Origin of the sequence: Pseudonocardia sp. MH-G8 (assembly GCF_002262885.1) — a bacterium.
Classification (GTDB): domain Bacteria; phylum Actinomycetota; class Actinomycetes; order Mycobacteriales; family Pseudonocardiaceae; genus Pseudonocardia.
The window spans coordinates 110,092-130,438 of record NZ_NKYF01000006.1 but is presented as its reverse complement, the minus strand read 5'-3'; the positions used below and the strand labels follow the sequence as shown (position 1 = coordinate 130,438).

19 protein-coding genes and 1 pseudogene are annotated in these 20,347 nt (G+C 73.3%); 10 read left to right on the top strand and 10 right to left on the bottom strand.

Features of this window, described 5'->3' with window-relative positions:
* The first annotated feature begins 64 nt into the window (after positions 1 to 64).
* The gene (locus CFP66_RS16745) at positions 65 to 652 is read left to right on the top strand and encodes a TetR family transcriptional regulator (protein ID WP_094925073.1); all 588 of its coding nucleotides are present in this window, start codon (positions 65 to 67) and stop codon (positions 650 to 652) included.
* 127 nt (positions 653 to 779) lie between these two features.
* On the opposite strand, the gene pip is transcribed toward CFP66_RS16745, so the two are convergent.
* The 3 genes from pip to CFP66_RS16730 all read right to left on the bottom strand — a co-directional run bounded on the left by pip (position 780) and on the right by CFP66_RS16730 (position 3,525).
* Positions 780 to 1,757, bottom strand: a complete 978-nt coding sequence (gene pip / locus CFP66_RS16740) for a prolyl aminopeptidase (protein WP_233159487.1) — start codon at positions 1,755 to 1,757, stop codon at positions 780 to 782.
* Positions 1,758 to 1,831: 74 nt separating this feature from the next.
* Positions 1,832 to 2,581, bottom strand: a complete 750-nt coding sequence (locus CFP66_RS16735; RefSeq protein ID WP_094925071.1) for a MerR family transcriptional regulator — start codon at positions 2,579 to 2,581, stop codon at positions 1,832 to 1,834.
* A gap of 77 nt (positions 2,582 to 2,658) precedes the next feature.
* The gene (locus tag CFP66_RS16730; RefSeq protein ID WP_094925069.1) at positions 2,659 to 3,525 is read right to left on the bottom strand and encodes a sigma-70 family RNA polymerase sigma factor; all 867 of its coding nucleotides are present in this window, start codon (positions 3,523 to 3,525) and stop codon (positions 2,659 to 2,661) included.
* Positions 3,526 to 3,603: 78 nt separating this feature from the next.
* On the opposite strand from CFP66_RS16730, the gene CFP66_RS16725 reads away from it, so the two are divergent.
* Complete coding sequence (locus CFP66_RS16725) at positions 3,604 to 4,059, top strand: carboxymuconolactone decarboxylase family protein (protein WP_094925533.1); 456 nt, start codon at positions 3,604 to 3,606, stop codon at positions 4,057 to 4,059.
* Between the two features lie 2 nt (positions 4,060 to 4,061).
* Here the strand turns inward: CFP66_RS16725 and CFP66_RS16720 are convergent.
* Positions 4,062 to 4,364, bottom strand: a pseudogene (locus tag CFP66_RS16720) (MerR family transcriptional regulator); the annotation flags it as partial.
* Between the two features lie 368 nt (positions 4,365 to 4,732).
* Between CFP66_RS16720 and CFP66_RS16715 the strand changes: the two are divergent.
* Positions 4,733 to 6,190, top strand: a complete 1,458-nt coding sequence (locus CFP66_RS16715) for a YdiU family protein (protein ID WP_094925067.1) — start codon at positions 4,733 to 4,735, stop codon at positions 6,188 to 6,190.
* A gap of 66 nt (positions 6,191 to 6,256) precedes the next feature.
* Complete coding sequence (locus CFP66_RS16710; protein ID WP_198961497.1) at positions 6,257 to 7,222, top strand: CehA/McbA family metallohydrolase; 966 nt, start codon at positions 6,257 to 6,259, stop codon at positions 7,220 to 7,222.
* Positions 7,223 to 7,270: 48 nt separating this feature from the next.
* Here CFP66_RS16710 and CFP66_RS16705 read toward each other — a convergent pair whose 3' ends face one another.
* Positions 7,271 to 8,596, bottom strand: a complete 1,326-nt coding sequence (locus CFP66_RS16705) for an alpha-hydroxy acid oxidase (RefSeq protein ID WP_094925062.1) — start codon at positions 8,594 to 8,596, stop codon at positions 7,271 to 7,273.
* A gap of 67 nt (positions 8,597 to 8,663) precedes the next feature.
* On the opposite strand from CFP66_RS16705, the gene CFP66_RS16700 reads away from it, so the two are divergent.
* On the top strand, positions 8,664 to 9,434 hold the full coding sequence (locus CFP66_RS16700; RefSeq protein ID WP_094925531.1) for an SDR family NAD(P)-dependent oxidoreductase: 771 nt from the start codon (positions 8,664 to 8,666) through the stop codon (positions 9,432 to 9,434).
* 17 nt (positions 9,435 to 9,451) lie between these two features.
* Here CFP66_RS16700 and CFP66_RS16695 read toward each other — a convergent pair whose 3' ends face one another.
* Genes CFP66_RS16695 through CFP66_RS16685 form a run of 3 tightly spaced genes read right to left on the bottom strand, consistent with a single transcriptional unit; the run spans position 9,452 to position 12,797 of the window.
* Positions 9,452 to 9,757: a YciI family protein gene (locus CFP66_RS16695; protein WP_094925060.1), complete on the bottom strand. Its 306-nt coding sequence runs from the start codon at positions 9,755 to 9,757 to the stop codon at positions 9,452 to 9,454.
* Between the two features lie 35 nt (positions 9,758 to 9,792).
* A complete protein-coding gene (locus CFP66_RS16690) occupies positions 9,793 to 11,436 on the bottom strand; it encodes a N,N-dimethylformamidase beta subunit family domain-containing protein (RefSeq protein WP_094925058.1) in 1,644 nt (547 codons plus the stop codon).
* Positions 11,433 to 12,797: an MFS transporter gene (locus CFP66_RS16685; protein ID WP_158228118.1), complete on the bottom strand. Its 1,365-nt coding sequence runs from the start codon at positions 12,795 to 12,797 to the stop codon at positions 11,433 to 11,435. The genes CFP66_RS16690 and CFP66_RS16685 overlap by 4 nt, the downstream gene beginning before the upstream one ends.
* A gap of 192 nt (positions 12,798 to 12,989) precedes the next feature.
* Here CFP66_RS16685 and CFP66_RS16680 point away from each other — a divergent pair, with 192 nt between their 5' ends.
* Positions 12,990 to 13,940 carry a LysR family transcriptional regulator gene (locus CFP66_RS16680; protein WP_094925054.1) on the top strand — a complete coding sequence of 317 codons (951 nt, stop codon included), beginning with the start codon at positions 12,990 to 12,992 and terminating at the stop codon, positions 13,938 to 13,940.
* Positions 13,941 to 14,024: 84 nt separating this feature from the next.
* Positions 14,025 to 15,380 carry a histidinol dehydrogenase gene (gene hisD / locus CFP66_RS16675; protein ID WP_094925529.1) on the top strand — a complete coding sequence of 452 codons (1,356 nt, stop codon included), beginning with the start codon at positions 14,025 to 14,027 and terminating at the stop codon, positions 15,378 to 15,380.
* Between the two features lie 6 nt (positions 15,381 to 15,386).
* Here the strand turns inward: hisD and CFP66_RS16670 are convergent, their stop codons facing one another.
* Together CFP66_RS16670 and CFP66_RS16665 are read right to left on the bottom strand one after the other, a co-directional pair.
* Entirely contained in the window at positions 15,387 to 16,205 is an 819-nt protein-coding gene (locus CFP66_RS16670; RefSeq protein ID WP_094925052.1) for an MOSC N-terminal beta barrel domain-containing protein, read from the bottom strand.
* A 37-nt stretch (positions 16,206 to 16,242) separates the two neighbouring features.
* Positions 16,243 to 17,175 carry a LysR family transcriptional regulator gene (locus CFP66_RS16665; protein WP_094925050.1) on the bottom strand — a complete coding sequence of 311 codons (933 nt, stop codon included), beginning with the start codon at positions 17,173 to 17,175 and terminating at the stop codon, positions 16,243 to 16,245.
* A 297-nt stretch (positions 17,176 to 17,472) separates the two neighbouring features.
* Here CFP66_RS16665 and CFP66_RS16660 point away from each other — a divergent pair, with 297 nt between their 5' ends.
* The 3 genes from CFP66_RS16660 to CFP66_RS16650 all read left to right on the top strand — a co-directional run bounded on the left by CFP66_RS16660 (position 17,473) and on the right by CFP66_RS16650 (position 20,338).
* On the top strand, positions 17,473 to 18,708 hold the full coding sequence (locus CFP66_RS16660; protein WP_094925527.1) for a Glu/Leu/Phe/Val dehydrogenase dimerization domain-containing protein: 1,236 nt from the start codon (positions 17,473 to 17,475) through the stop codon (positions 18,706 to 18,708).
* A gap of 20 nt (positions 18,709 to 18,728) precedes the next feature.
* Positions 18,729 to 19,451: a hypothetical protein gene (locus CFP66_RS16655; RefSeq protein ID WP_198961496.1), complete on the top strand. Its 723-nt coding sequence runs from the start codon at positions 18,729 to 18,731 to the stop codon at positions 19,449 to 19,451.
* Between the two features lie 143 nt (positions 19,452 to 19,594).
* Positions 19,595 to 20,338, top strand: coding sequence for an SDR family oxidoreductase (locus CFP66_RS16650; RefSeq protein WP_233159486.1), 744 nt, complete (start codon positions 19,595 to 19,597; stop codon positions 20,336 to 20,338).
* The last annotated feature ends 9 nt before the right edge of the window (positions 20,339 to 20,347 follow it).

Sequence of the window (20,347 nt, the reverse complement as noted above, 5' to 3'; positions counted from 1 at the left end):
ACTCGGCTATGCTGGCACTCTAAGCGCAGTTGGCACTAAAGTGCCAATATGGAATGGAGGGGTCATGGCCGGGTTGCGGGAACGGAAGAAGGAGTCGACCCGGCAGGCCGTCGAGGACGCGGCGCTGCAGCTCTACCGGGAGCGGGGGATCCACGAGACGACCATCGACGAACTCTGCGCCCAGGCGGGCATCGCTCGCCGCACGTTCTTCCGCTACTTCAGCTCCAAGGAGGACGTGCTGCTCGCGCGGATGCGCGTCGACATCGGAACCGTCGAGGAGGCCTTCCGGCAGGCGCCGCCAGCAGAACCCCTTGCCGCGCTGCTGACGCGGGCCGTCGACGCCGTGGTGGCCGACCCCGCAGCATTCGCGCGGTTCGCCGGCGTCGTACTCGCCGTTCCCGCATTGCGTGCGCTCTACCTGGGCATGCTCGCCGACTTCGAGGACGCGCTGCGTGACCTGATCGCCCGCCGGCTGCGGATCCCGCCAGAAGGAGAGCGAGCCCGGATCCTCGCCGCTGCCGCGGTCACCGGCTACCGCGTCGGGCTCGAGGCCTGGATGGCCATGGAGCCCCGGCCCGACCCCGGCCCCGTGCTGCGACGCACCGTGACGGCGCTCGTCGAGCCACTGACGACGGTTCCGGCAGAGGACTGAGCAGATCCGTTCGGCGAGTGAGTTGGCCGATTTGCGGCGGGTGCGGGACGAGCGAGACGTGAGCGGGGTTGACCCGTGATCGAACCCCGCTCACGTCTCGCTCGTCCGGGATCGGCGCGTGGCCGGTCTAGGTCACGGCGAACCGGTCGAGCGCTTCGCGGATCCGCTGCGACATGGCGTCGCTGCCACCGTGCCCCGCGTCGTCGACGATGACCAGTTCGGCGTCCGGCCAGGCTCGGGCGAGCATCCAGGCGGTGTCCAGCGGGCAGCTCAGGTCGAGTCGGCCGTGGATCAACACGCCGGGGATGCCGGCCAGGCGCGGTGCGCCGCGCAGCAGTTCGCCGTCGGGGAGCCATGCACCGTGGGCGAAGTAGTGCGCGCAGAGGCGGACGACGGCCAGCCGGTCGGCCGGGCTACGGCTCGCGAAAGCTCCCGGCGCCCCGTTGGGCTCGTGGGCCTGCAGCGCGTCCTCCCACGCGCACCAGGCGTCCGCGGCGCGCTCCCGCACGGCCGGATCGGGATCCTCCATCAGGCGTGCGTAGGCGGGGACGAGGTCACCGTCGCGCTCGGCCTCGGGAACGGCGTCGCGAAAGGCCTCCCACTGCTCGGGCAGGAGCCGGCCCGTGTCGCGGTAGAGCCAGTCGATCTCCGCCCGTCGGCTCGTCGTGACGCCGACGATGACGATCTCCGAGACGCGCGCGGGGTGCCGCTGGGCGTAGGCGAGCATCAGGGTGGAGCCCCAGGAGCCGCCGTGCAGCAGCCAGCGCTCGATCCCGAGGTGTTCGCGCAGTCGCTCCATGTCGGCGATCAGGTGAGCGGTCGTGTTGTGCCGCATGTCGGCCGCCGGGCTGCTCGCGTGCGGGGTGCTGCGGCCGCAGCCGCGCTGGTCGAACAGCACGGCCCGGTACCGGTCGGGGTCGAAGCACCGGCGCCGCACGGGCAGGCTGCCCCAGCCCGGTCCGCCGTGCACGAACAGGGCGGGTTTGCCGTGGGGGTCACCGCACGCCTCCCAGTAGACCCGAGAGCCGTCGCCGACGTCGAGCAGGCCGTGCTCGTAGGGCTCGATGGTCGGGTACAGCGGGTCGGTCTTCTCGCCGCTCGTCACGTCCGCGAATGTAACGTCGGCGATGATCGTCAGTTGGGATCACGACACGGTGCTGCTCGCCCTACGTGCGGTGATCAGGACGTCGGCGGCTCGGGCGGTGGCATCGAGCGGAGCAGCGCGTAGGTGCGGCGGATGACGTCGAGCTGGGCGGGGTTGTAGAGGTCCAGCATCGCCCGGCCGGCCGTCTGCTCGGCGAAGCGGCTCCCGCCGGGAGCATCGGCGTTGACGTCGGCGAGCCCGGGGTTGTCGACGAGCAGGTCGCGGACGTAGGGGGCGAAGCGTTCGGCCAGCGCGGCGCGGGTCCGTTCGTCGGCGTCGGCGGGCAGGTCGTCGAACTCGGCCGAGGAGGGGTCGGTGCGCAGGTTCTGCAGCATGTCCGCGTAGGTCTGCAGGCCCTGGGGGCCCAGTACGCGGGTCATGACGACGACGAGGGAGCGGTCGGCGTCGGAGAGCCCTGCTCCCGCCGCGGCCGGGGCGAAGTCGGGCGGCAGGTCGGTCGGTGCCGCCTGGCTCAGGATCCGGCCGAGCTCGACGCGTACGTCCTGCAGCCGTTCGATCGTGGCGGCGAGCTCGGCGTCGAGGCTGCGCAGCTCGTCCGCGGGGTGGTCGTCGGCGTCGCCCATCGCGGCGATCTGGGACAGGGAGAACCCGAGGCCGGTCAGCCGCGTGATCCGCAGGACACGGACGAGGTGGGCCACGCCGTACTGCTTGTAGCCGTTGCTCCGGCGTTCGGGCTCGGGGAGCAGCCCGACCTCGTGGTAGTGGCGCACCGCGCGCACGGTGGTGCCGGCGAGCTCGGCGATCTCACGGGTGCTCCACGCCACTGCTGCCACTCCTCGGGGACCGGGGCACCGCACGATTCGCCGGCAAGGGTAGCGCGCGACCTGCGGCCTTCGGCCGGTCAGGGCACGACGTCGAGTGCCGCCAGTCGGCGTGGGTCCGCCAGGATGTCGATCTCGACGATCCGACCCTCGTCGACGGTGAAGGCCAGGACCCCCGTGATGCGGCCCTCGACCACGGAGATGAGGCCGGGGCCGCCGTTGACCACCGCGAACCGCGACCGGAGCCCGCCCGCCCGGAACCTCGCGGCCTGCCCGGCCACCGCGGCCGCGCCCCGCAGGAGCGTCGAGCCGGCGCCGCCGGTGTCGACGCGCAGCACGGCGTCCGGGTGCAGGAGCGCGACCAGCCCCTGGAGGTCGCCGCCGCGGGCCGCCGCGAGCCAGGCGTCGACGATCTGGCGTTGGCGGGTGCGATCGGGCCGCCCGGCGGGTGTGCTGCCCCGGACGCGTCGCCGGGCCCGGCTGGCCAGCTGCCTCGCGGCGGCCGGGCTCCGGTCCACCATCGGGGCGATCTCCTCGAACGGCACCGCGAACATGTCGTGCAGCACGAATGCGAGCCGCTCCGCGGGATCGAGTGCGTCCAGCACGACCAGCAGCGCGAGGCCGACGGAGTCGGCGAGGACACCCTGCTCGGCCGGGTCGACCCCGTCTCCGGACTCCACGACCGGGTCGGGCAACCGCACGTCGAGCGGGTCCTCGCGCCGGGTGGCCCGCGAGCGGAGCATGTTGAGGCACTGGCGCGACACGATCGTCGTGAGCCAGCCGCCGACGTTCTCGACGTCGTCCCCGGATGCGCGGGAGAGCCGCAACCACGCTTCCTGCACGGCGTCGTCGGCCTCGGCGTGCGAGCCGAGCATCCGGTAGGCCACAGCCCGCAGGCGGGGCCGGTGCTGCTCGAACTGCGCCGCCCAGAATTCGTTGTCCTGCACCTGTCACATCCTCACGGTCCCGCGGGTCTCCCTCCATGACCGGCCCGGACGGGCGGATGTGACCGCAGGAGGAACATGATGCAGGCTCGGATGACCCACCCCATGAAGGTGCTGCCGGACGCGATGAAGGCGCTGCTCGCGTTGAGCAGGTCCGCGCAGTCGGGCACCGTTCCCGAGACGACGCACCACCTGGTGCACCTGCGGGCGAGCCAGATCAACGGCTGCAGCGTGTGCGTGGACATGCATGCGCGCGAGCTCAAGGACGCCGGTGAGAAGGACGAGCGGATCTGGGGCGTCGGCGCGTGGCGCGAGTCGCCCTACTTCAGCGACGCCGAGCGGGCGGCACTCGCGCTCGCCGAGAGCGTGACCCGGCTCGCGGACCGGCCCGACGCCGTCCCCGACGTCGTGTGGGACGACGCCGCCCGTCACTACGACGAGGCGGAACTCTCGTCGCTGCTGGTGTCGATCTCGGCGATCAACGCCTGGAACCGGCTCAACGCCGCCGTCCGGCAGCCTGCGGGCTCCGCCTGGTAGGCAGCGAGTTCGAGGCGTACCCGCTGCAGCCGCGCGATGGTCGCGGCGAGTTCGGCGTCGAGGGCGCGCAGGGCGTCCTCGGGGTGGTCGTCGGCGCCGCCCATCGCGGCGATCCGGGAGAGGGAGAACCCGAGCCCGGTCAGCCGGGTGATCCGCAGGATGCGGACGAGGTGGGCGACGCGGTACTGCTTGTAGCCGTTGGGGCGGCGTTCGGGCTCGGGGAGCAGCCCGACGTCGTGGTAGTGCCGCACCGTGCGCAGCGTGGTGCCGGCGAGCTCGGCGATCTCGCGGGTGCTCCAGGCCACGACCTCACCTCGTTCCGACAGCGGTCCGCCGGCGATCGCACCGACTGGGGACAGTCGACGGCGTGCCGTCGCGGCATGGTCAAGCGTTCTCGCCCGATCCGCCTCGGAAACCGGTCCGGACCGGTTCGATCGGGCGCGGGAACGCGGTTGCGTCGGCGGCAGAAAGCGGGACAGGCACGCGTCTGGTGGCAGGGTCGGCGCGTCTTCGAGGCAAGCTCGGGAGACGCTCGTGCCCTGTCCTGCCCCTGACCTGTGGGTCTACCGCGATGGTGTGCTGATCGTCGCCGCCACGGTGTTGTTGCGGACGGGCCGACCCGGGAGCGCGTGACGCCGCCCGGCGGGTCGAATCGGGCACGTAGCCTCGGGGTATGAGCGTCAGCGCCCCACCGCTGCTGGATCTCGGCCACTCCTACGCGGACGCGTTGCCGCAGCTGTCGGTGCCGTGGACGGCCGCGCCGGCCCCTGCACCCGCCCTGCTGGCCCTCAACGAGGAGCTGGCCGCAGAGCTGGGGGTCGACGCGGAGGCGCTGCGGGGGCCGGCCGGTGTCGGCCTGCTCGTCGGCACGGCGGTCCCGGACGGCGCGCGCCCGGTCGCGCAGGTCTACGCCGGCCACCAGTTCGGCGGCTACGTGCCGCGGCTGGGGGACGGGCGGGCGCTGCTGCTCGGTGAGCTCGTCGACGTGCGCGGGCGCCGCCGGGACCTGCACCTGAAGGGCTCCGGGCGCACCCCCTTCGCCCGCAGCGGCGACGGGAAGGCAGCCGTCGGGCCGATGCTGCGCGAGTACGTGATGGGGGAGGCGATGCACGCGCTGGGCATCCCCACCAGCCGGGCGCTCGCCGTGGTCGCCACCGGCGACAAGGTCGTGCGGGAGACGGTGCTGCCGGGGGCGGTGCTCGCGCGGGTCGCAGCCAGCCATCTGCGGGTGGGCACGTTCCAGTACGCGGCCGCGTCCGGCGAACCGGAGGTCCTCCGGGCGCTCACCGACCACGCGATCGCGCGCCACCACCCCGAGGCCGCCGAGGCGGAGAACCCCGCCCTGGAGCTCTACCGGCGCGTCGTCGACGCGCAGGCTTCCCTCGTGGCCCGATGGATGCTCGTCGGGTTCGTGCACGGCGTCATGAACACCGACAACGTGACGATCTCCGGGGAGACCATCGACTACGGCCCGTGCGCGTTCATGGACACCTTCGACCCCGACACGGTCTTCAGCTCGATCGACCACGCCGGCCGGTACGCCTACGGCAACCAGCCGGGCATCGCGCAGTGGAACCTGGCGCGGCTGGGCGAGACGCTGGTGCCGCTGATCGACGACGACGTGGATGTGGCGGTCGAGGCCGCCACCGAGGTGGTCACCTCCTTCGTCGCGCGCTACGAGGACCACTGGGCGAGGGGGATGGCGGCCAAGCTCGGTCTGGAGGAGCAGGCTCCCGCCCTGGTCCAGGAGCTGCTGGCGCTGCTGCACAGCCAGCGCGTGGACCACACGACGTTCTTCCGCTCGCTGTCGTCGCACCTGCGGGGAGGGCAGGCGCGGTCCCTGTTCTCCGAGCCGGAGGCGTTCGACGGGTGGGCCGCGCGGTGGGAGGAGCAGCTGCCCCGGGACCGCGGCGCCGTGGCGGCGGCGATGGACCGGGTCAACCCCGTCTACATCGCGCGCAACCACCTGGTCGAGGAGGCGCTGGCCGCGGCCACCGCGGGTGACATGGCGCCGTTCCACCGCCTCGTCGAGGTCGTCACCGACCCGTTCGTCGAACGTCCGGGGCTCGAGCGCTACGCGGAGCCGGCACCGGCGGGCCGCGGCCCCCACGTCACCTACTGCGGCACCTGAGTGCCGGCTCGACCCTCGGCGTCGACGGGGGGCGGTCGTTGCACTGATCGCCAGTAGGTTGCGCAGGTGGCTGGGGCATCCGGGCGGAAGTGGTACCGCGGCGACTGCCACGTGCATTCTGCGTACTCGCACGGCGCCGACCTGACGCCCGAGCAGATCGTGGCCGAAGCCCGTGGCGCGGGCCTGGACTTCATCGCGACCACGGAGCACAACACGTCCGCGGGGCACGGCCTGTGGGGCCCGCGCACCGGTGGGGAGCTCGTGGTGGTCCTGGGCCAGGAGGTCACCACGGGAACGGGGCACTGGCTGGCCCTCGGCATCGAGCCGGGCCAGGAGATCGACTGGCGGTACCGCCTCCGCGACGGCGTCATCGACCGCCACCTGGACCGGGTGCACCGGGTCGGCGGGCTCTGCGTGGCGGCGCACCCGCACGCGCCGTACGTCTCGGGCACCTTCATGTACCCCTACGAGGGGTTCGACGTCATCGAGGTCTGGAACGGGCTGTGGACCTCGGACCAGGTGTGGCAGGCCGACAACGAGGCGGCGCTGGCCGAGTGGGGTCGCAATCTGACCGTGGGCGTCCACCGCGGGCGGTGGATCCCGGCGATGGGGAACAGCGACGCCCACCTGGAGGGACAGATCGGTACCCCGCACACCGTCGTGCTGGCGGAGGAGCTGAGCGTGGTGGCGGTGCTGGATGCCATCCGGGCCGGCCGGAGCTGGGTCGCGGGGTCCGCCGCCGTCGACCTGTCGCTCACGGTCTCGGCGGGCGAGCGCGCCGCCGGGATCGGAGAACGGCTGCAGACCCTCGACCTGCAGGCGGTGCTGCGGCTCGAAGTGCGTGGAGTGCCGTCCGGCACGGTCAGCATCCACACCGACAGGGGATCGGTGCACCGGACCTCGTTGCCCGCCGCCGGGACCGGCGCGGTCGAGTGGGGCACGAGCGCGCAGGAGTCCGCATTCGTCCGCGTCGAGGTGCGCCACGCCGACGGCAACATGGCCGCCCTGACGAACTCGGTAGTCCTCGAGTGACCGGAGATCACGCGGCTGTGATCGGCACAAGCGGTGCCTGCTCGGTCGTCAGGGGCGTAGCCGGACCAGCGACGGGTCCAGCTGGTCGATCTGCGAGACGCCCAGCAGGTGCATCGTGCGCCTCAGCTCGCTCCCGAGGATCTCGATGACCTTGTCGACGCCGGCCTCGCCGCCCGCCATCAAGCCGTAGAGGTAGGGGCGGCCGACGAGGCATGCCTTCGCCCCGAGCGCCACGGCGGCGGCGACGTCCGCCCCGGTGCGGACCCCGGAGTCGAGGAGGACGTCGAGGCGGTCGCCCAGCTCCGCGACGATCTCGGGCAGCACCTCCAGCGGCACCGGTGAGCGGTCCAGCTGGCGCCCGCCGTGGGAGGAGATGACGACGCCGTCGGCGCCGTGGTCGGCGGCCCTGCGCGCGTCCTCGACGGTCTGGATCCCCTTGAGCACCAGGGGCCCGTCCCACGCCTCGCGCACCATGGCGAGGTCGTCGAACGACACGGCGGGGTCGAAGACGCCGTCGATGAACGCGGCGTGGGCCGCCGGCTCGCCGGCCGGGATGGTGGCGAAGACCAACTGCTCGGTGGTGAGGAGGTTGAGCCACCACGCGGGGCGCCGGGCGATGTCGAGGACGGTGCGCGGCGTGAGCTTCGGCGGCACCGAGAACCCGTTGCGCACGTCCCTGCGCCGCTGCCCGGTGACCGGGGTGTCGACGGTGATGGCGAGGACGGAGTAGCCGGCCGCCTTCGCCCGGTGGATCAGCTCGACGGTCAGGCCGCGGTCGCGCATGACGTAGAGCTGGAACCACCGCTGCGCGTCCGGCCCGCCGACGGCGGCGACGTCCTCGATCGAGACGGTGCCCATCGTCGTCAGCGCGAAGGGGACGCCCGCGGTGGCCGCGGCGCGGGCCGCCGCCCGCTCGCCCTCGTGGTGGGACAGGCGAGCGAAGCCGGTGGGGGCGAGGACGACCGGGAGCGTCGACGGGTGCCCGAAGAGCGTGGTCGACGGGTCGACCGTGGCCGCTCCGCCGAGGACGCGCGGCCGGAACTCGACCCGGTCGAAGGCCTCGCGCGTGCGGCGGAGGGTGAGCTCGTCCTCGGCGCCGCCGTCGACGAACTCGAACACCGAGCGCGGCACGCGGTGCCGTGCGGCGGCGCGGAGATCCTCGACGGTGACGGCCCGGGCCAACCTGCGCTGCCGGGCGCTCGGGCGGAACGGCTCGAACCGGAGCAGCGGACGGACCTCGGACCACTTCGGGACACGCCGGGCGACCTTCTGACGCGGCGGGACGGTGTGGCCGGGTCGGGCCGGCTGCGGGGCGGGGGCGGGAACCTCGGGCGGGCTGGTGTCCCCCGCGGCCGGGTCGTCGGTCGTCGTCATCGAGATCCTCCTCGGGAACGGCCGCGAGCACTTGCGCCCCGCCGGCCGTGACCGTCTTCTGGATGGCATGCCAGACAACCCTTACAGCACGCTGTTCCGGCTCGACGGCAAGCGCGCCCTGCTGATCGGAGCCGGTGGGATCGGACGCGAGGTCGCGCTCGCCCTCGCCGCGCACGGCGCCGAGGTCGTCTGCGCGGACCGGGACGCCGTGGCCGCCGGGGAGACCGCCGCCGCCGTCGACGGCGAGGCCGTCACGCTCGACGTGACCGACGCAGGCGCCGTCGAGAGGGTGGCGCGCGAGCTCGGCGCGATCGACGTCCTCGTGCTCACGGCGGCCACGAACGTCCGCAAGCGGATCCTCGACTACGCGCCCGAGGAGTTCGACCGCGTCGTCGGGCTCAACCTCAAGGCCACCTTCACCGTGCTGCAGGCCTTCGGACGGGCCATGGTGACGCGGGGGAGCGGGAGCATCATCGTCTTCTCCTCCGTGCGCGGCCAGGTGGTCGAGCCCGGGCAGTCCGTGTACGCCGCCACCAAGGCCGGGGCGATCCAGCTGGTCAAGACGGCGGCGGCGGAGTTCGGCGAGGCCGGCGTGCGGGTCAACGCCGTCGCCCCCGGCGTGGTCGAGACCCCGCTCACCGCGCAGATCAAGGCCGACCCGCAGTGGTACCGCGCCTACGCCACCAAGGGCGCCCTAGGGCGGTGGGCCCAGCCCCGCGAGGTCGCCGGAGCCGTGGTGTTCCTCGCCTCCGAGGCCGCGAGCTACGTGACCGGCTCCACGGTGATGGTCGACGGCGGCTGGACGGCCGTGGACGGCCGGTTCACCCCGCCCACCTGATGGCCGTCCGGTGCCGGTCAGCCTCCGTTCAGCGCGTCCGCCAGCGGGCCGAGCGGCGGCGCCCACTCGCGGATCTCGGCGCGGGCGACCACGCCCGCCGTGGTGAACGGGTCGTCGTCCACGAACACCTGCACCGCCGCCTTGTCCTCGGCGCGGAAGACCAGCAGGCCGCCGGGCGCCTCGGCCGGTGCCCAGGCGCCGGCCACGAGCAGCGCCCCCTGGTCGGCGAGGCTGCGCAGGTACTCCCGGTGCACGGGGCGCGTGTCGTCGCGCAGGGCGGTGTCGTCGGTGTAGGTGTAGAGGACGGCGAAGGTCGAGGCCATAAGCCGATCCTGCCACGGCGGGCCGTCCGGCCCGATCACCGCAGGAACCGCTGCAGCACGTTTTGCGTGACGCCCGTGACGTACGGGTCCTGGAGACGCAGCCCGTTGACCCACTCGCAGGTGCCGGCCGTGAAGACCTCGCCCGGGCCCCGGGGGAAGGAGACGATCATGCCGGCGCCACGGCGGAAGCGGCCGCGGTTCTCCCCGGAGTACGGCTCGCCCGCGATGCCGGCCCGGAAGCGCGCGTCCCCGTCGCCGAGCATGAAGTGGGCCTCGTCCACCTCCCGCCCGGCCTCGGCGGCCGTGGACCAGTTCATCGCCAGGATCTCGAGGTTCTCCGGCGCGCCGTCGGTGCCCCTGGGGTGGGGCAGCCCGTCCCGGAAGTCGTAGTCGAGGCCGTCGACCTCGTAGGAGAACACCGCGGCCTCGTCGCCGAAGGTGTCGGCGTACCCGAGACCGGTTCCGGCGAACGCCCAGTGCTCGGGACGGAACACCGTGTATCCCCGTGAGGAGCGCGGTGCGAACGCGCCGAACCCGGCGTACATGCCGCGCAGCGCGTTGACGCCGAAGGTGGTGGCGCCGGGGTTGCCCACCGCGGGGTCCTCCCACGCGCCGGTCAGCAGGTGCCGTGCTCCCGTGGCCGCCACCGGGTCGCGGGTGGCGGCGTCGTACTTGTAGGCGACCTGCCTGCGCAGCTGGTCCTCGAGGCGGATCTGCCACATGAAGTTGCCGGCGAAGCGGGCCACGTGCCCGCCCGCGGTGACGTACTCGTCCACCCGGGTCCGCATCTCGGCGGTCCAGTACTCGTCGTGGCCGGCGAAGACGACGCAGCGGTAGGGCGCGAGCGGTTCGTCCGGGTCGTGCAGGTCCTCCTGGACGAGCAGGTCGACCTCGTACCCCTGGGCCTCGGCCCAGCGGAAGAAGTGGCGCTCGTAGCTGGCCCAGCCCGCGGCGGCGTAGTACTTCGCGTAGCCGTGGAGGTAGGCCCACTCGGCGAACTCGTAGCGCGGCGGCTGCGGCCCGCGGGGCCGGTGCTCGGTGACCATCCGCGGGGCGCCCGCCGGCAGCCAGATCTGCCCGCGGGCCCACGGGCGCTGCGTCGACAGGACGGGTGAGCGGCCGCGCGCGGTGCCCGGGTGCAGGCCGAAGTAGTGGTTCGCCCCGCCCCAGTCGTCGTAGGCCGACCACGTGCAGGTCGCCAGCACCTGGGCGATCGCGCCGGGTCGGGGAGCGGGGGAGCGGACGACGAAGAAGTGGTGCCCGAGGGGATGCGCGTTGCCGGGGGCGTGGTGGTCGCGCATCTCGACGACGTAGGGCCCGGGTGGCAGGTCGTCGGGAAGGGGGACGGTGGCGCTGACCGACCAGCCGCAGCCCGTGCGGTAGGAGTCCTCGGCCACCGGCTGGAACGCGACCGCGGTGAGCCGGGCGTGGTGCACGGTCTCCTCGCGGGCGCCGTCGCGGTAGATCCGCAGGTCCAGCTCGGAGGTCGTCGCCGAGAGGCACAACTCGACCGTGTCCCCGGGCCGGTAGGCGCGCCGGTCGGAGTAGCACCACGCGGCCGGGTCGCCGCCCGGGCGGGGAACCTCGACCCACACGCGACGGGCTCCTGGAGGCAACCCCGAGATCGTCTCCGGTACGAGGTCCCCGCCCGGCCGTGATCCGTCAGCGGAATCGGTCATCGCGCATCCTCGGTGTGGGACGGGACGGAGTCGGTGCCCGCTCCGGGCCGGCGGTGCCGGGCGGCGGGAGCGACGTGGTCGTGGGCACCCAGGGCCGGCGCAGTCTCCGGCAGGACGAACAAGGTCAGGAGCGAGACCGCGACGGCGATCGCGACGTACAGGGCGGGCATGAGGCCGCTCCCGGTGACCGAGATCAGCCAGGTCAGGATGAACGGCGAGGACACCGACGCGATGACCGAGAGGTTGAAGCCCAGCGACACGCCGGTGTAGCGGACGCGGGTCGGGAACAGCTCCACCCAGGTGCACACCAGCGGGCCGGTGTAGCACCCCAGGGCGAGGCCGCCCGCGAGAACCTGCAGGACCGCGACGAGAACCGGGTGGGCGCCGCCCTGCATGAGCAGGAAGGTCGGGAAGATCAGCACCAGCATGGCGATCGACCCCACGAACAGCAGGGGCTTGCGGCCGATGCGGTCCGACAGCCGGCCCGCCACCGGGATCGTCAGCGCGTACACCGCGATCGCGAGCGACGTCGACACCAGCGAGCTGCTCTGGCTGTAGCCGAGCTCGGTGCGCAGGAACGTCGGTGTGTAGACCAGCACGACGTAGTAGCAGACCGTCTGCCCCAGTGCGATGCCGGCGACCTTGAGCACGTCGGCCAGGTGGGTCCGCAGCGTCTCGCGGACGGGCGAGGTCGCGACTTCGTCGGCCTCGGCCAGCTCCGTGAACGACGCGGTCTCCTCCAGCCTCAGCCGGATGTAGAGGCCGACGACGCCGAGCGGGATCGCGATCAGGAACCCGACGCGCCAGCCCCAGGACTGCATCTGATCGGGCGTGAGCGCGCCGGCGAGGACGACCGCGAAGATCGAGCCGGCGAGCAGCCCGAAGCCGGTGCTCGAGGGCATGAGGCTCACCATCAGGCCCCGCCGCTTCGCCGGGACGCTCTCGGCGATCAGGGCCGCACCCCCGGCGTACTCACCGCCTGCTGAGAACCCCTGCACGATCCGCGCCACGACGAGCAGGAGCGGGGCGGCGACGCCGATGGCGGCGTAGCTCGGGATCAGGCCGATCGACCCGGTCGACAGCGACATCAGGATCAACACGAGCGCGAGCGTGCGCTTGCGCCCGATCCGGTCACCGAACCGGGCGAAGACCACACCACCCAGCGGGCGGGTGATCACCGGCAACGCGAAGACCCCGAACGTCGCCAGCAGCGCGGCCGTCGGGTCCTCGCCCGGGAAGAAGGCCGCCGCGATCGTGACCGCCATGAACCCGTAGATGCTGTAGTCGAACCACTCGATGAAGTTGCCGATCGCGCCGGCGACGGTGGCCTTGCGCGAGTTGCTCGTCATCGTGGACGCCATGCCCTGTTTCCTCCGTCGGATCGACCCCGGCGGGATCGACGAGGTGGAGATGCGCCTGCGACGACCTCCGTTGCCTGTGTGTCGCGTCGGCGGGGACGCTAGAGCCCGGCGAGCCATAGGGGTAGTCGGGTAGGGCTACAGTTCCCATAGGGTTGCCCTGACCCAACCCTGTGGGATGCGAGAGGCGGCCGCATGACGCTCAACCAGCTGCGGGCCTTCGTCGCCGCGCAGCGGTCCGGCTCCTTCACCGCGGCGGCGAGGCAGCTCGACATCGCCCAGGCGTCGGTGTCGGAGCTGATCCGGCGCCTCGAGGAGGAGCTCGACGCCGTCCTGTTCGTCCGCGGCCCCCGGCGGCTCTCCCTGACCGCCGCGGGGCAGGAGCTGCTGCCCTACGCGCGGGAGAGCATCTCCGCGGCCGACGAGGGCTCGCGCGCGGTCACCTCGCTGGGCTCGCTCGGAGGGGGCACCGCGACCTTCGGGATCCTGCGCAACGCCGACTACTACCTGCTCGGCAACCTCGTGCAGACGTTCCACCGCCGCTACCCCGCGGTGCGGGTGCGGCTCGTCGGTCAGAACTCGGCCGAGACCGCGGCGGCCATCGCCGCGGGCGAGATCGAGGCCGGGCTGATCGTGCTGCCGGTCGACGACGAGGACCTGGTCATCAGCCCGCTCATGCAGGACGAGGTGCTCTACGTCAGCGCCGACCCCGCGATGACGACCTCGCCCATGACGATCGAGCGGTTCGCGCAGGCCCGGCTGGTCCTCTACGACGCGCATTTCGGCTGGCGGGACCCGACCCGCCGGCAGCTGGCCGACCGCGCCCAGCTCGCGGGGGTGCGCCTCGAGCCGATGATCGAGATCGAGCACGTCGAAGCCGCGTTGAAGCTCGTGGCCGCCGGTATCGGGGACACGATCGTCGGGTCCGCCCTCGCGCGGAGCGCGGTGTTCCCGGACGGGCTGCACGTCACCCCGTTCGCCGAGCCGCTGTTCGACACCATCGCCTTCGCCCGTCGACGGGACCGCCCCCTGTCGCGGGCCACGCGCGAGTTCGCCCGGCTCGCCGACGACGCCATCAGCGAGGTCCGGGCATCCGCGCCGCGGCCGCGGCCCCGAGGCCGAACGGCCGACGACGAGCTGCACTGACCGCGACCTCCAGGGCTACCCGATGAATTCCCCAGGAGTCACCCCTCTGGTCCTGTGGCCGGGATCTGCCTACCGTCCGGCGCCATGCAGATCACTTCCGCCGAGGCCGCCGCGCTGGGGCCCCTGACGTGGCTCAAGAGGCCCGCCGTCGACGGCCCCCCGGCCCAACGCGATCCGAAGGTCGTCGAGCGGGTCTCGCAGATGCTCTCCGAGATCGAGCGGGGAGGCCTGGACGCCGTCCGCCGGTTCTCCCAGGAGCTGGACGGCTGGTCCGGTGCGCTGGAACTCGATCAGACCGCGCTGCGCCGCTCCGGTGCTGCCCTGCCGGCCGACGTGCGGGCCGCGCTCGAACTGGGCCACGAGCGGACCAACCGCTTCGCCCTCGCCCAGCGCGAGCACCTGGTCGACTTCGAGATCGAGCTCGCACCCTCGGTCGTCTGCGGGCAGCGCTACGTCCCCGTCGGCCGGGTCGGCGCGTACCTGCCCGCCGGGCGGTTCCCGCTGCTCGCGAGCGCGTTCATGACCGTGGGCGTGGCCAAGGCCGCCGGCGTCCCGACCGTGCTGGCCTGCACCCCGCCGTCGGGCGAGCACGGCGCCCACCCCGCGGTGCTCTACGGCGCCCACCTCTCCGGCGCGGACCGCGTCTTCACCATCGGCGGGGTGCAGGCGCTGGCCGCGATGGCCTTCGGCCTGCTCGACGACGCCCCGGTCGACATGCTCGTCGGCGCCGGGAACGCCTACGTCACCGAGGCCAAGCGCCAGCTGTTCGGCCAGGTGGGGATCGATCTGCTCGCCGGACCGTCGGAGGTCGCGGTGATCGCCGACGAGACCGCCGATCCCGACTGGGTCGCCGCCGACCTGCTGGGCCAGGCCGAGCACGGCCCGAACTCGCCCTCCGCGCTGGTGACCACCTCCGAGGTGTTCGGCGCGCAGGTCGGCACCGCCATCGACCGCAGGCTCGAGACCCTCGCGACCCGCGAGATCGCGGGGGCGGCGTGGCGCGACTTCGGGTCGATCGTGGTGGCGCGCGACGCGGCACAGGCCGTGGCGGTCAGCGACGTCTGGGGGCCGGAGCACCTCGAGATCCAGACGGCCGATGACGACTACTACCTCGAGAACCTGACGAACTACGGTTCGGTGTTCCTGGGCCGGTGGAGCACCGTCGCCTACTCGGACAAGGGCATCGCCGGCACCAACCACGTCCTGCCGACGGGCAAGACGTCGCGCTACAACGCCGGGCTGTCGGTCTCGCGCTTCCTCAAGCCGCTGACCTACCAGCGCGCGGCCGAGGAGGGCACGGCCTCGCTGGCCCCGGCCGTGGAGCGGATCTCGGCGTTCGAGGGGTTGGCGGCCCACGAGGCCACCGCCACCGTCCGGATCGACCACGTCGGACGGCACTCCGGTGTCTTCGACGGCACGCCGGCGGTCGACCGCCGCTGACCCGGCTCAGTCCCGGCCGTCGCCCGCGGCCGGGACCACCTCGTCCCCGACCCGCACGACCCCGGGCCGGACGACCTCGGCGTAGCACCCGGCGCACGGCAGCACCCCGAACCCGGGGACGTCCACCCGGTTGTCCGCCATCAGCGTCCGCACGGCGTGCGGGGCGCGGGGGAGGGGCCCGTGCTCGAGGGTCGGCACCGCGCACCGCGGGGTCGGCAGCGCGATCCGCAGCACCGCCTCCCCGACGACGAACTCGCGGCCGACCCAGCTGTTCTCGACGAACCCCGGCGTGCCCGGCGGCGTCTCGACGACCAGGTTGGGGCGGTAGCGGACCTGCTCGGCGCCGATCGCGGCCAGCGTGGCACTGGTGATCAGGTGCACCGGTGCGTAGTCGACGAACGTCGTTCCGGGCGTGCCCTGCCCGATCTGGAGGGTGGCCGCGGCGACGACCGCGTCCACGCCCTGGTCCAGCACGTCCTCCGGCGCGGGGCGCTCGACGGTGGCGCCGTCGGGGCGCTCCGAGGCGACCCGGACCGCACGGCCGAGACCGTCGGACAGCAACTCGTCCACGCCGGGCGCGGTCGCCTCGCGCGTCCACCCCGCGGGTGAGGTGATCAGCACCCGCTCGCCGTCGACGGCGGCCGAATGCGCGAGCAGGGTCCGCCACAGGCGCGGGTGCTTGGCGGTGGCGACCAGGCCCGTCGTGCGGTCGACCAGCGCGAGTGCGCGGTCGTGGGCGAGTCCGGCCTCGGTCAGGCGCACGTCGTCGAGGCGCTCCCCGAGCATCGACTTGACCGGGTAGCGCCACACCGTCGTGATCTGCATCTGTGGTTCGTCTCCGTGGAGGGTCGGTGGGGCCAGGTCACATGACCGTGGGGGTGGACGTCTGCGCGCCGAGGCCCTTCGCGGCCGCCGCGGCCCGCACCGCCTCGATGACCAGTTGCAGCGACGTCCTGCGGGCGTCCTTCGTACGGTAGGCGATCGACACCGTGCGCATGACGGGCTCGGTCAGCGCCACGACGTCCACACCGGGTGGGCACAGGGAGAGCCCGAGGTCGGAGACGAGGGTGACGCCGAGGCCTGCGGCGACCATCGCGAGCGCCGTGGTCTGCTCCCCGACCTCGTGGTTGATGGTCGGCTCGAAGCCGCTGCGCTGGCACGCTATCCGCACCGCGCGACCGAAGTGCGACCGCGGGCCGGCGAGGATCCAGGGGTGCTCGGCCAGCTCCGGCAGGGCCACGGTCGCCGAGGGGAGGGCTCCGGTGGGGACGGCCGCGTGCAGGCGTTCGACCGCGATCTCCGCCCGGGACAGCGCCGAGTCCCAGGGCATCGTGTAGCTCGAGTAGTCGATGACGAAGGAGAAGTCGAGCGCGCCCTCCCGCACCGCGCCCGCGGTGTCCTCGGGCGCGAGCTCCCGGGTGCGGACCTGGATGCCGGGGTGCTCGGCGGCGAGCGCGGTGAGCGCGGAGGGCAGCAGGCCCGAGGCGACCGACGCCCACACGCCCGCGGTGAGCCGCACGGAGACCGACTGCTGCGCCTCCTCCAACGCGAGGGTGGCGCGCTCGACGGAGGAGAGGATCTCCTCGGCGTGCTCGGCCAGCACCATGCCGAGGTCGGTGAGCTGGACGCGGCGGCCGAGCCGCTCGAACAGCTTCGCGCCCACGTCCCGCTCGAGCTGGGCGAGCTGCTGGGACACCGCCGAGGCGGTGTAGTGCATCGCCGAGGCGGCGGCCGTGACGGTGCCTCGCCGATGCAGTTCCCGAAGCATCCGCAACCGCTGCAGCGAGAGCTCCACACGGCTCAGAGTAAGCAGTGCGGCACCGTCATCGCGCGTATGCGTGCCGGAACGGGTCGCTCGCGCTGTGTAGGAACCGTGAACCCCACTGTGCATGATCCTTAACTGGACGCCGACCTCCGGGTCGGCGCACTCTGGGGTCATCCGGGCGAGTTTGCCGACAGCCCCGGATCCTCCGCACGGCAACAGCCGCTGCACCGCACACCGGTGCAGCGGCTCCGGGTGCTGCGCCGAAGCGGTGGTCGCAGGTCGAGTACAGGAGTGGAGGAGAGTCGAGTGACGACGATGCAGGACCCCATGGGGCCGGCCGGCGAGCAGACGCTGCACGCGGTGCCCCCGGCGGGCGGTGCGGGCCCGCGGGACACCGAGCCCCTGCTGCGGCTGACGTGGACCGATCCCGTCACCGGCACCCACGGCTACCTCGTCGTGCACTCGCTGATCTCCGGGTTGGCCACCGGTGGCACCCGGATGCGGGCCGGCGCCACCATGTCGGAGGTCGAGGACCTCGCCCGCGGGATGGCGGCCAAGACCGCGGTCTTCGACCTGCCCGTCGGCGGGGCGAAGGGCGGCATCGACTTCGACCCGAAGGACCCGCGCGCCGTCGGGGTCCTCGAGCGGTTCTGCCAGGCCATGCGCCCCTGGCTGGACGACCACTGGGTGACCGCGGAAGACCTCGGCGTGCCGCAGCACCTGATCGACGAGGTCTTCGCCCGAATCGGGCTCGGGCAGTCCTACCACGCCGCGATCCGCCGCTCCGCCGATCCGGAGCAGACCCTGCGCCGCGTGCGCGCCGGCCTGGACACGCCGGTGCCGGGAGGCCTGCTCGGCGACGTGATCGGCGGGTACGGCGTGGCGCAGGCGTGCCTCGCGGCCGCGGGTTCCTGGGGCTGGCCGCTGCCCGACACCACCGTGGCCGTCCAGGGCATCGGGACGATGGGCGGCGGCGCCGCCTGGTACCTGCACGAGGCCGGCATGCGGGTCGTCGCCGTCGCGGATGCGGCGGGAACCCTGTACCGCCCGGAGGGGCTGGACATCCCGGCCTTGCTCGACCTGCGCGACTCCTACGGCGAGGTCGACCGCTCGCGCCTGCCGGCCGACGTCCAGCAGCTCCCGCGCGCGGCCGTGATCGCCATGCAGGTCGACGTCCTGGTGCCCGCCGCCATCTCCTACGCCATCACGCCCGACAACTCCTACGACGTGGCCGCGCGGGTCGTCGTCGAGGCGGCCAACAACGCGACCACCCCGGAAGCCGAGGACATGCTCAGCGCCCGGGGCATCCCCGTGATCCCGGACTTCGTGGCCAACGCGGGCGCCGCCGCCTGGGCGTGGTGGCTGCTGCTCGGGCAGGTCGGCACCGACCCGGAGGACTCGTTCCGCCGCCTGCGCACCGAGATGCGCACCAAGGTCGCGATGCTGCTGGACCGGTGGAGCACCGCCTGGGTGCCGCCGCGGCAGACCGCGTGGGGCCTCGGCGTCGACCGGCACACCGCGCAGGTCGGGGAAGCGGCTGTCGAGGACCTGATCATCCCCTGACCGTCGCGTACGGTGCCGCGGTGGGATCGGACGACCGGACCGCCGCGGCACTGCACCGCACGTTCTGGATCGGCGGCGGCAGCGGCGCAGGCAAGTCCACCGTCGCGCGCCGCCTCGCCGCGGCCTTCGACCTGCGCGTCTACGCCACGGACGACGTGATGTCCGCGCACGCCGCGCGGCTCGACGCGCAGAGCGCGCCCCACCTGGCCGACTTCATGGCGATGGACATGGACGAACGCTGGGCCCGCCGTTCGCCCGAGGTCATGCTCGACACCTTCCACTGGTTCCGCGGCGAGGGCTTCGACCTGGTGGTCGAGGACCTCCTGGGGCTCGCGCCGGACGGGCCGGTCGTCGCGGAGGGTTTCCGGCTCCTGCCGTCGCTGGTGGCTCCGCTGCTGGCCGAACCGGCGCAGGCGGTGTGGCTCCTCCCGACGCCTCGGTTCCGCCGCGCCGCGCTGGAGAGCCGCGGCAGCACCTGGGACATCCCCGGCCGCACCGCCGACCCGGAGCGCGCCCTGCACAACCTGCTCGAGCGCGACCGGATGTTCACCGACCGGCTCGCCGAACGGACCCGGCGTCTGGGGCTGCAGGTCGTCCACGTCGAGGTGGGGATGGGCGAGGACGAGCTCGTGGGGCGGGTGGCGGCGATGTTCGGGCTGCAGCCGGGCGACCAGCAACTTCGCGCCGTGGACGCCGCCCGGCGCGGCGGCGACGACCTCAGCGGGAACCCCGCAAGCGGTTGACGGTGTGGTTAGCCTTACTTCCGGAGCGTGGCCGGCCTCTTGCGCGGGACCCCGGGCCGTGTTTGGTTAGGAGAGCCTTGCCTGACCGACCACTGGAGTAGTTCGTGCCGCCGTTCGCCCCACCCGAACCTGCCCTCGCTCTGGTGACGGGCGCGGCGCGCGGGATCGGGGCGGCGGTGGCGCGCGCGTTCGCCGCCACCGGCGCTCCCGTCGCCCTGCTCGACCGGGACGAGGCCGTGCACGAGGTCGCGGCGGAGCTGGGTGCCCTGGCGGTCACCGCCGACGTCGCCGACGCCGAGGCCGTCGAGGCGGCCGTCGCCCACGTCGAACACGAGGCCGGCCCGATCGGGGCGCTCGTCAACGTGGCCGGTGTCCTGCGCGGCGGGCCCGTGCTCGACCTCGACGACGCCGACTGGCACACCTGCCTCGCGGTCAACGCGACGGGCGTCTGGAACACCGGGCGGGCGGTCGGGCGGCGCATGCACCGGCGGGGCACGGGCAGCAACGTCACGGGCAGCATCGTCACGGTCGCGTCGAACGCCGCCGCCGTCCCGCGCACCGGGATGGCGGCGTACGCGGCGTCGAAAGCGGCGGCGGTGGCGCTCACGCGTTGCCTCGGGTTGGAGCTCGCGCCGCACGTGCGCTGCAACGTCGTGTGCCCGGGTTCCACCGACACTCCGATGTTGCAGGCCTCGCTGCCCGCAGGGGCCGGCACCGAGGCCGTCGTCGAGGGCGTCGCGGAGCAGTTCCGGGTGGGCATCCCGCTGGGCCGGATCGCGGCACCCGCCGACGTCGCCGCGTCCGTGCTCTTCCTGTCCGGGCCCGCGGCCCGCCACATCACCCTGCAGTCGCTGACCGTCGACGGCGGCGCCGCACTCGGCGCCTGACTCCCCCCA

Excerpts from the sequence above, each read along its gene's own strand:
- CFP66_RS16695 (WP_094925060.1), bottom strand. The coding sequence starts at position 9,757 with ATGGCCTCGACCTTCGCCGTCCTCTACACCTACACCGACGACACCGCC.
- CFP66_RS16660 (WP_094925527.1), top strand. The coding sequence starts at position 17,473 with ATGGGGCCGGCCGGCGAGCAGACGCTGCACGCGGTGCCCCCGGCGGGC.
- CFP66_RS16670 (WP_094925052.1), bottom strand. The coding sequence starts at position 16,205 with ATGCAGATCACGACGGTGTGGCGCTACCCGGTCAAGTCGATGCTCGGG.
- CFP66_RS16725 (WP_094925533.1), top strand. The coding sequence starts at position 3,604 with ATGCAGGCTCGGATGACCCACCCCATGAAGGTGCTGCCGGACGCGATG.
- CFP66_RS16685 (WP_158228118.1), bottom strand. The coding sequence starts at position 12,797 with ATGGCGTCCACGATGACGAGCAACTCGCGCAAGGCCACCGTCGCCGGC.
- CFP66_RS16690 (WP_094925058.1), bottom strand. The coding sequence starts at position 11,436 with ATGACCGATTCCGCTGACGGATCACGGCCGGGCGGGGACCTCGTACCG.
- CFP66_RS16680 (WP_094925054.1), top strand. The coding sequence starts at position 12,990 with ATGACGCTCAACCAGCTGCGGGCCTTCGTCGCCGCGCAGCGGTCCGGC.
- hisD (WP_094925529.1), top strand. The coding sequence starts at position 14,025 with ATGCAGATCACTTCCGCCGAGGCCGCCGCGCTGGGGCCCCTGACGTGG.
- CFP66_RS16715 (WP_094925067.1), top strand. The coding sequence starts at position 4,733 with ATGAGCGTCAGCGCCCCACCGCTGCTGGATCTCGGCCACTCCTACGCG.
- CFP66_RS16705 (WP_094925062.1), bottom strand. The coding sequence starts at position 8,596 with ATGACGACGACCGACGACCCGGCCGCGGGGGACACCAGCCCGCCCGAG.
- CFP66_RS16700 (WP_094925531.1), top strand. The coding sequence starts at position 8,664 with ATGCCAGACAACCCTTACAGCACGCTGTTCCGGCTCGACGGCAAGCGC.
- CFP66_RS16745 (WP_094925073.1), top strand. The coding sequence starts at position 65 with ATGGCCGGGTTGCGGGAACGGAAGAAGGAGTCGACCCGGCAGGCCGTC.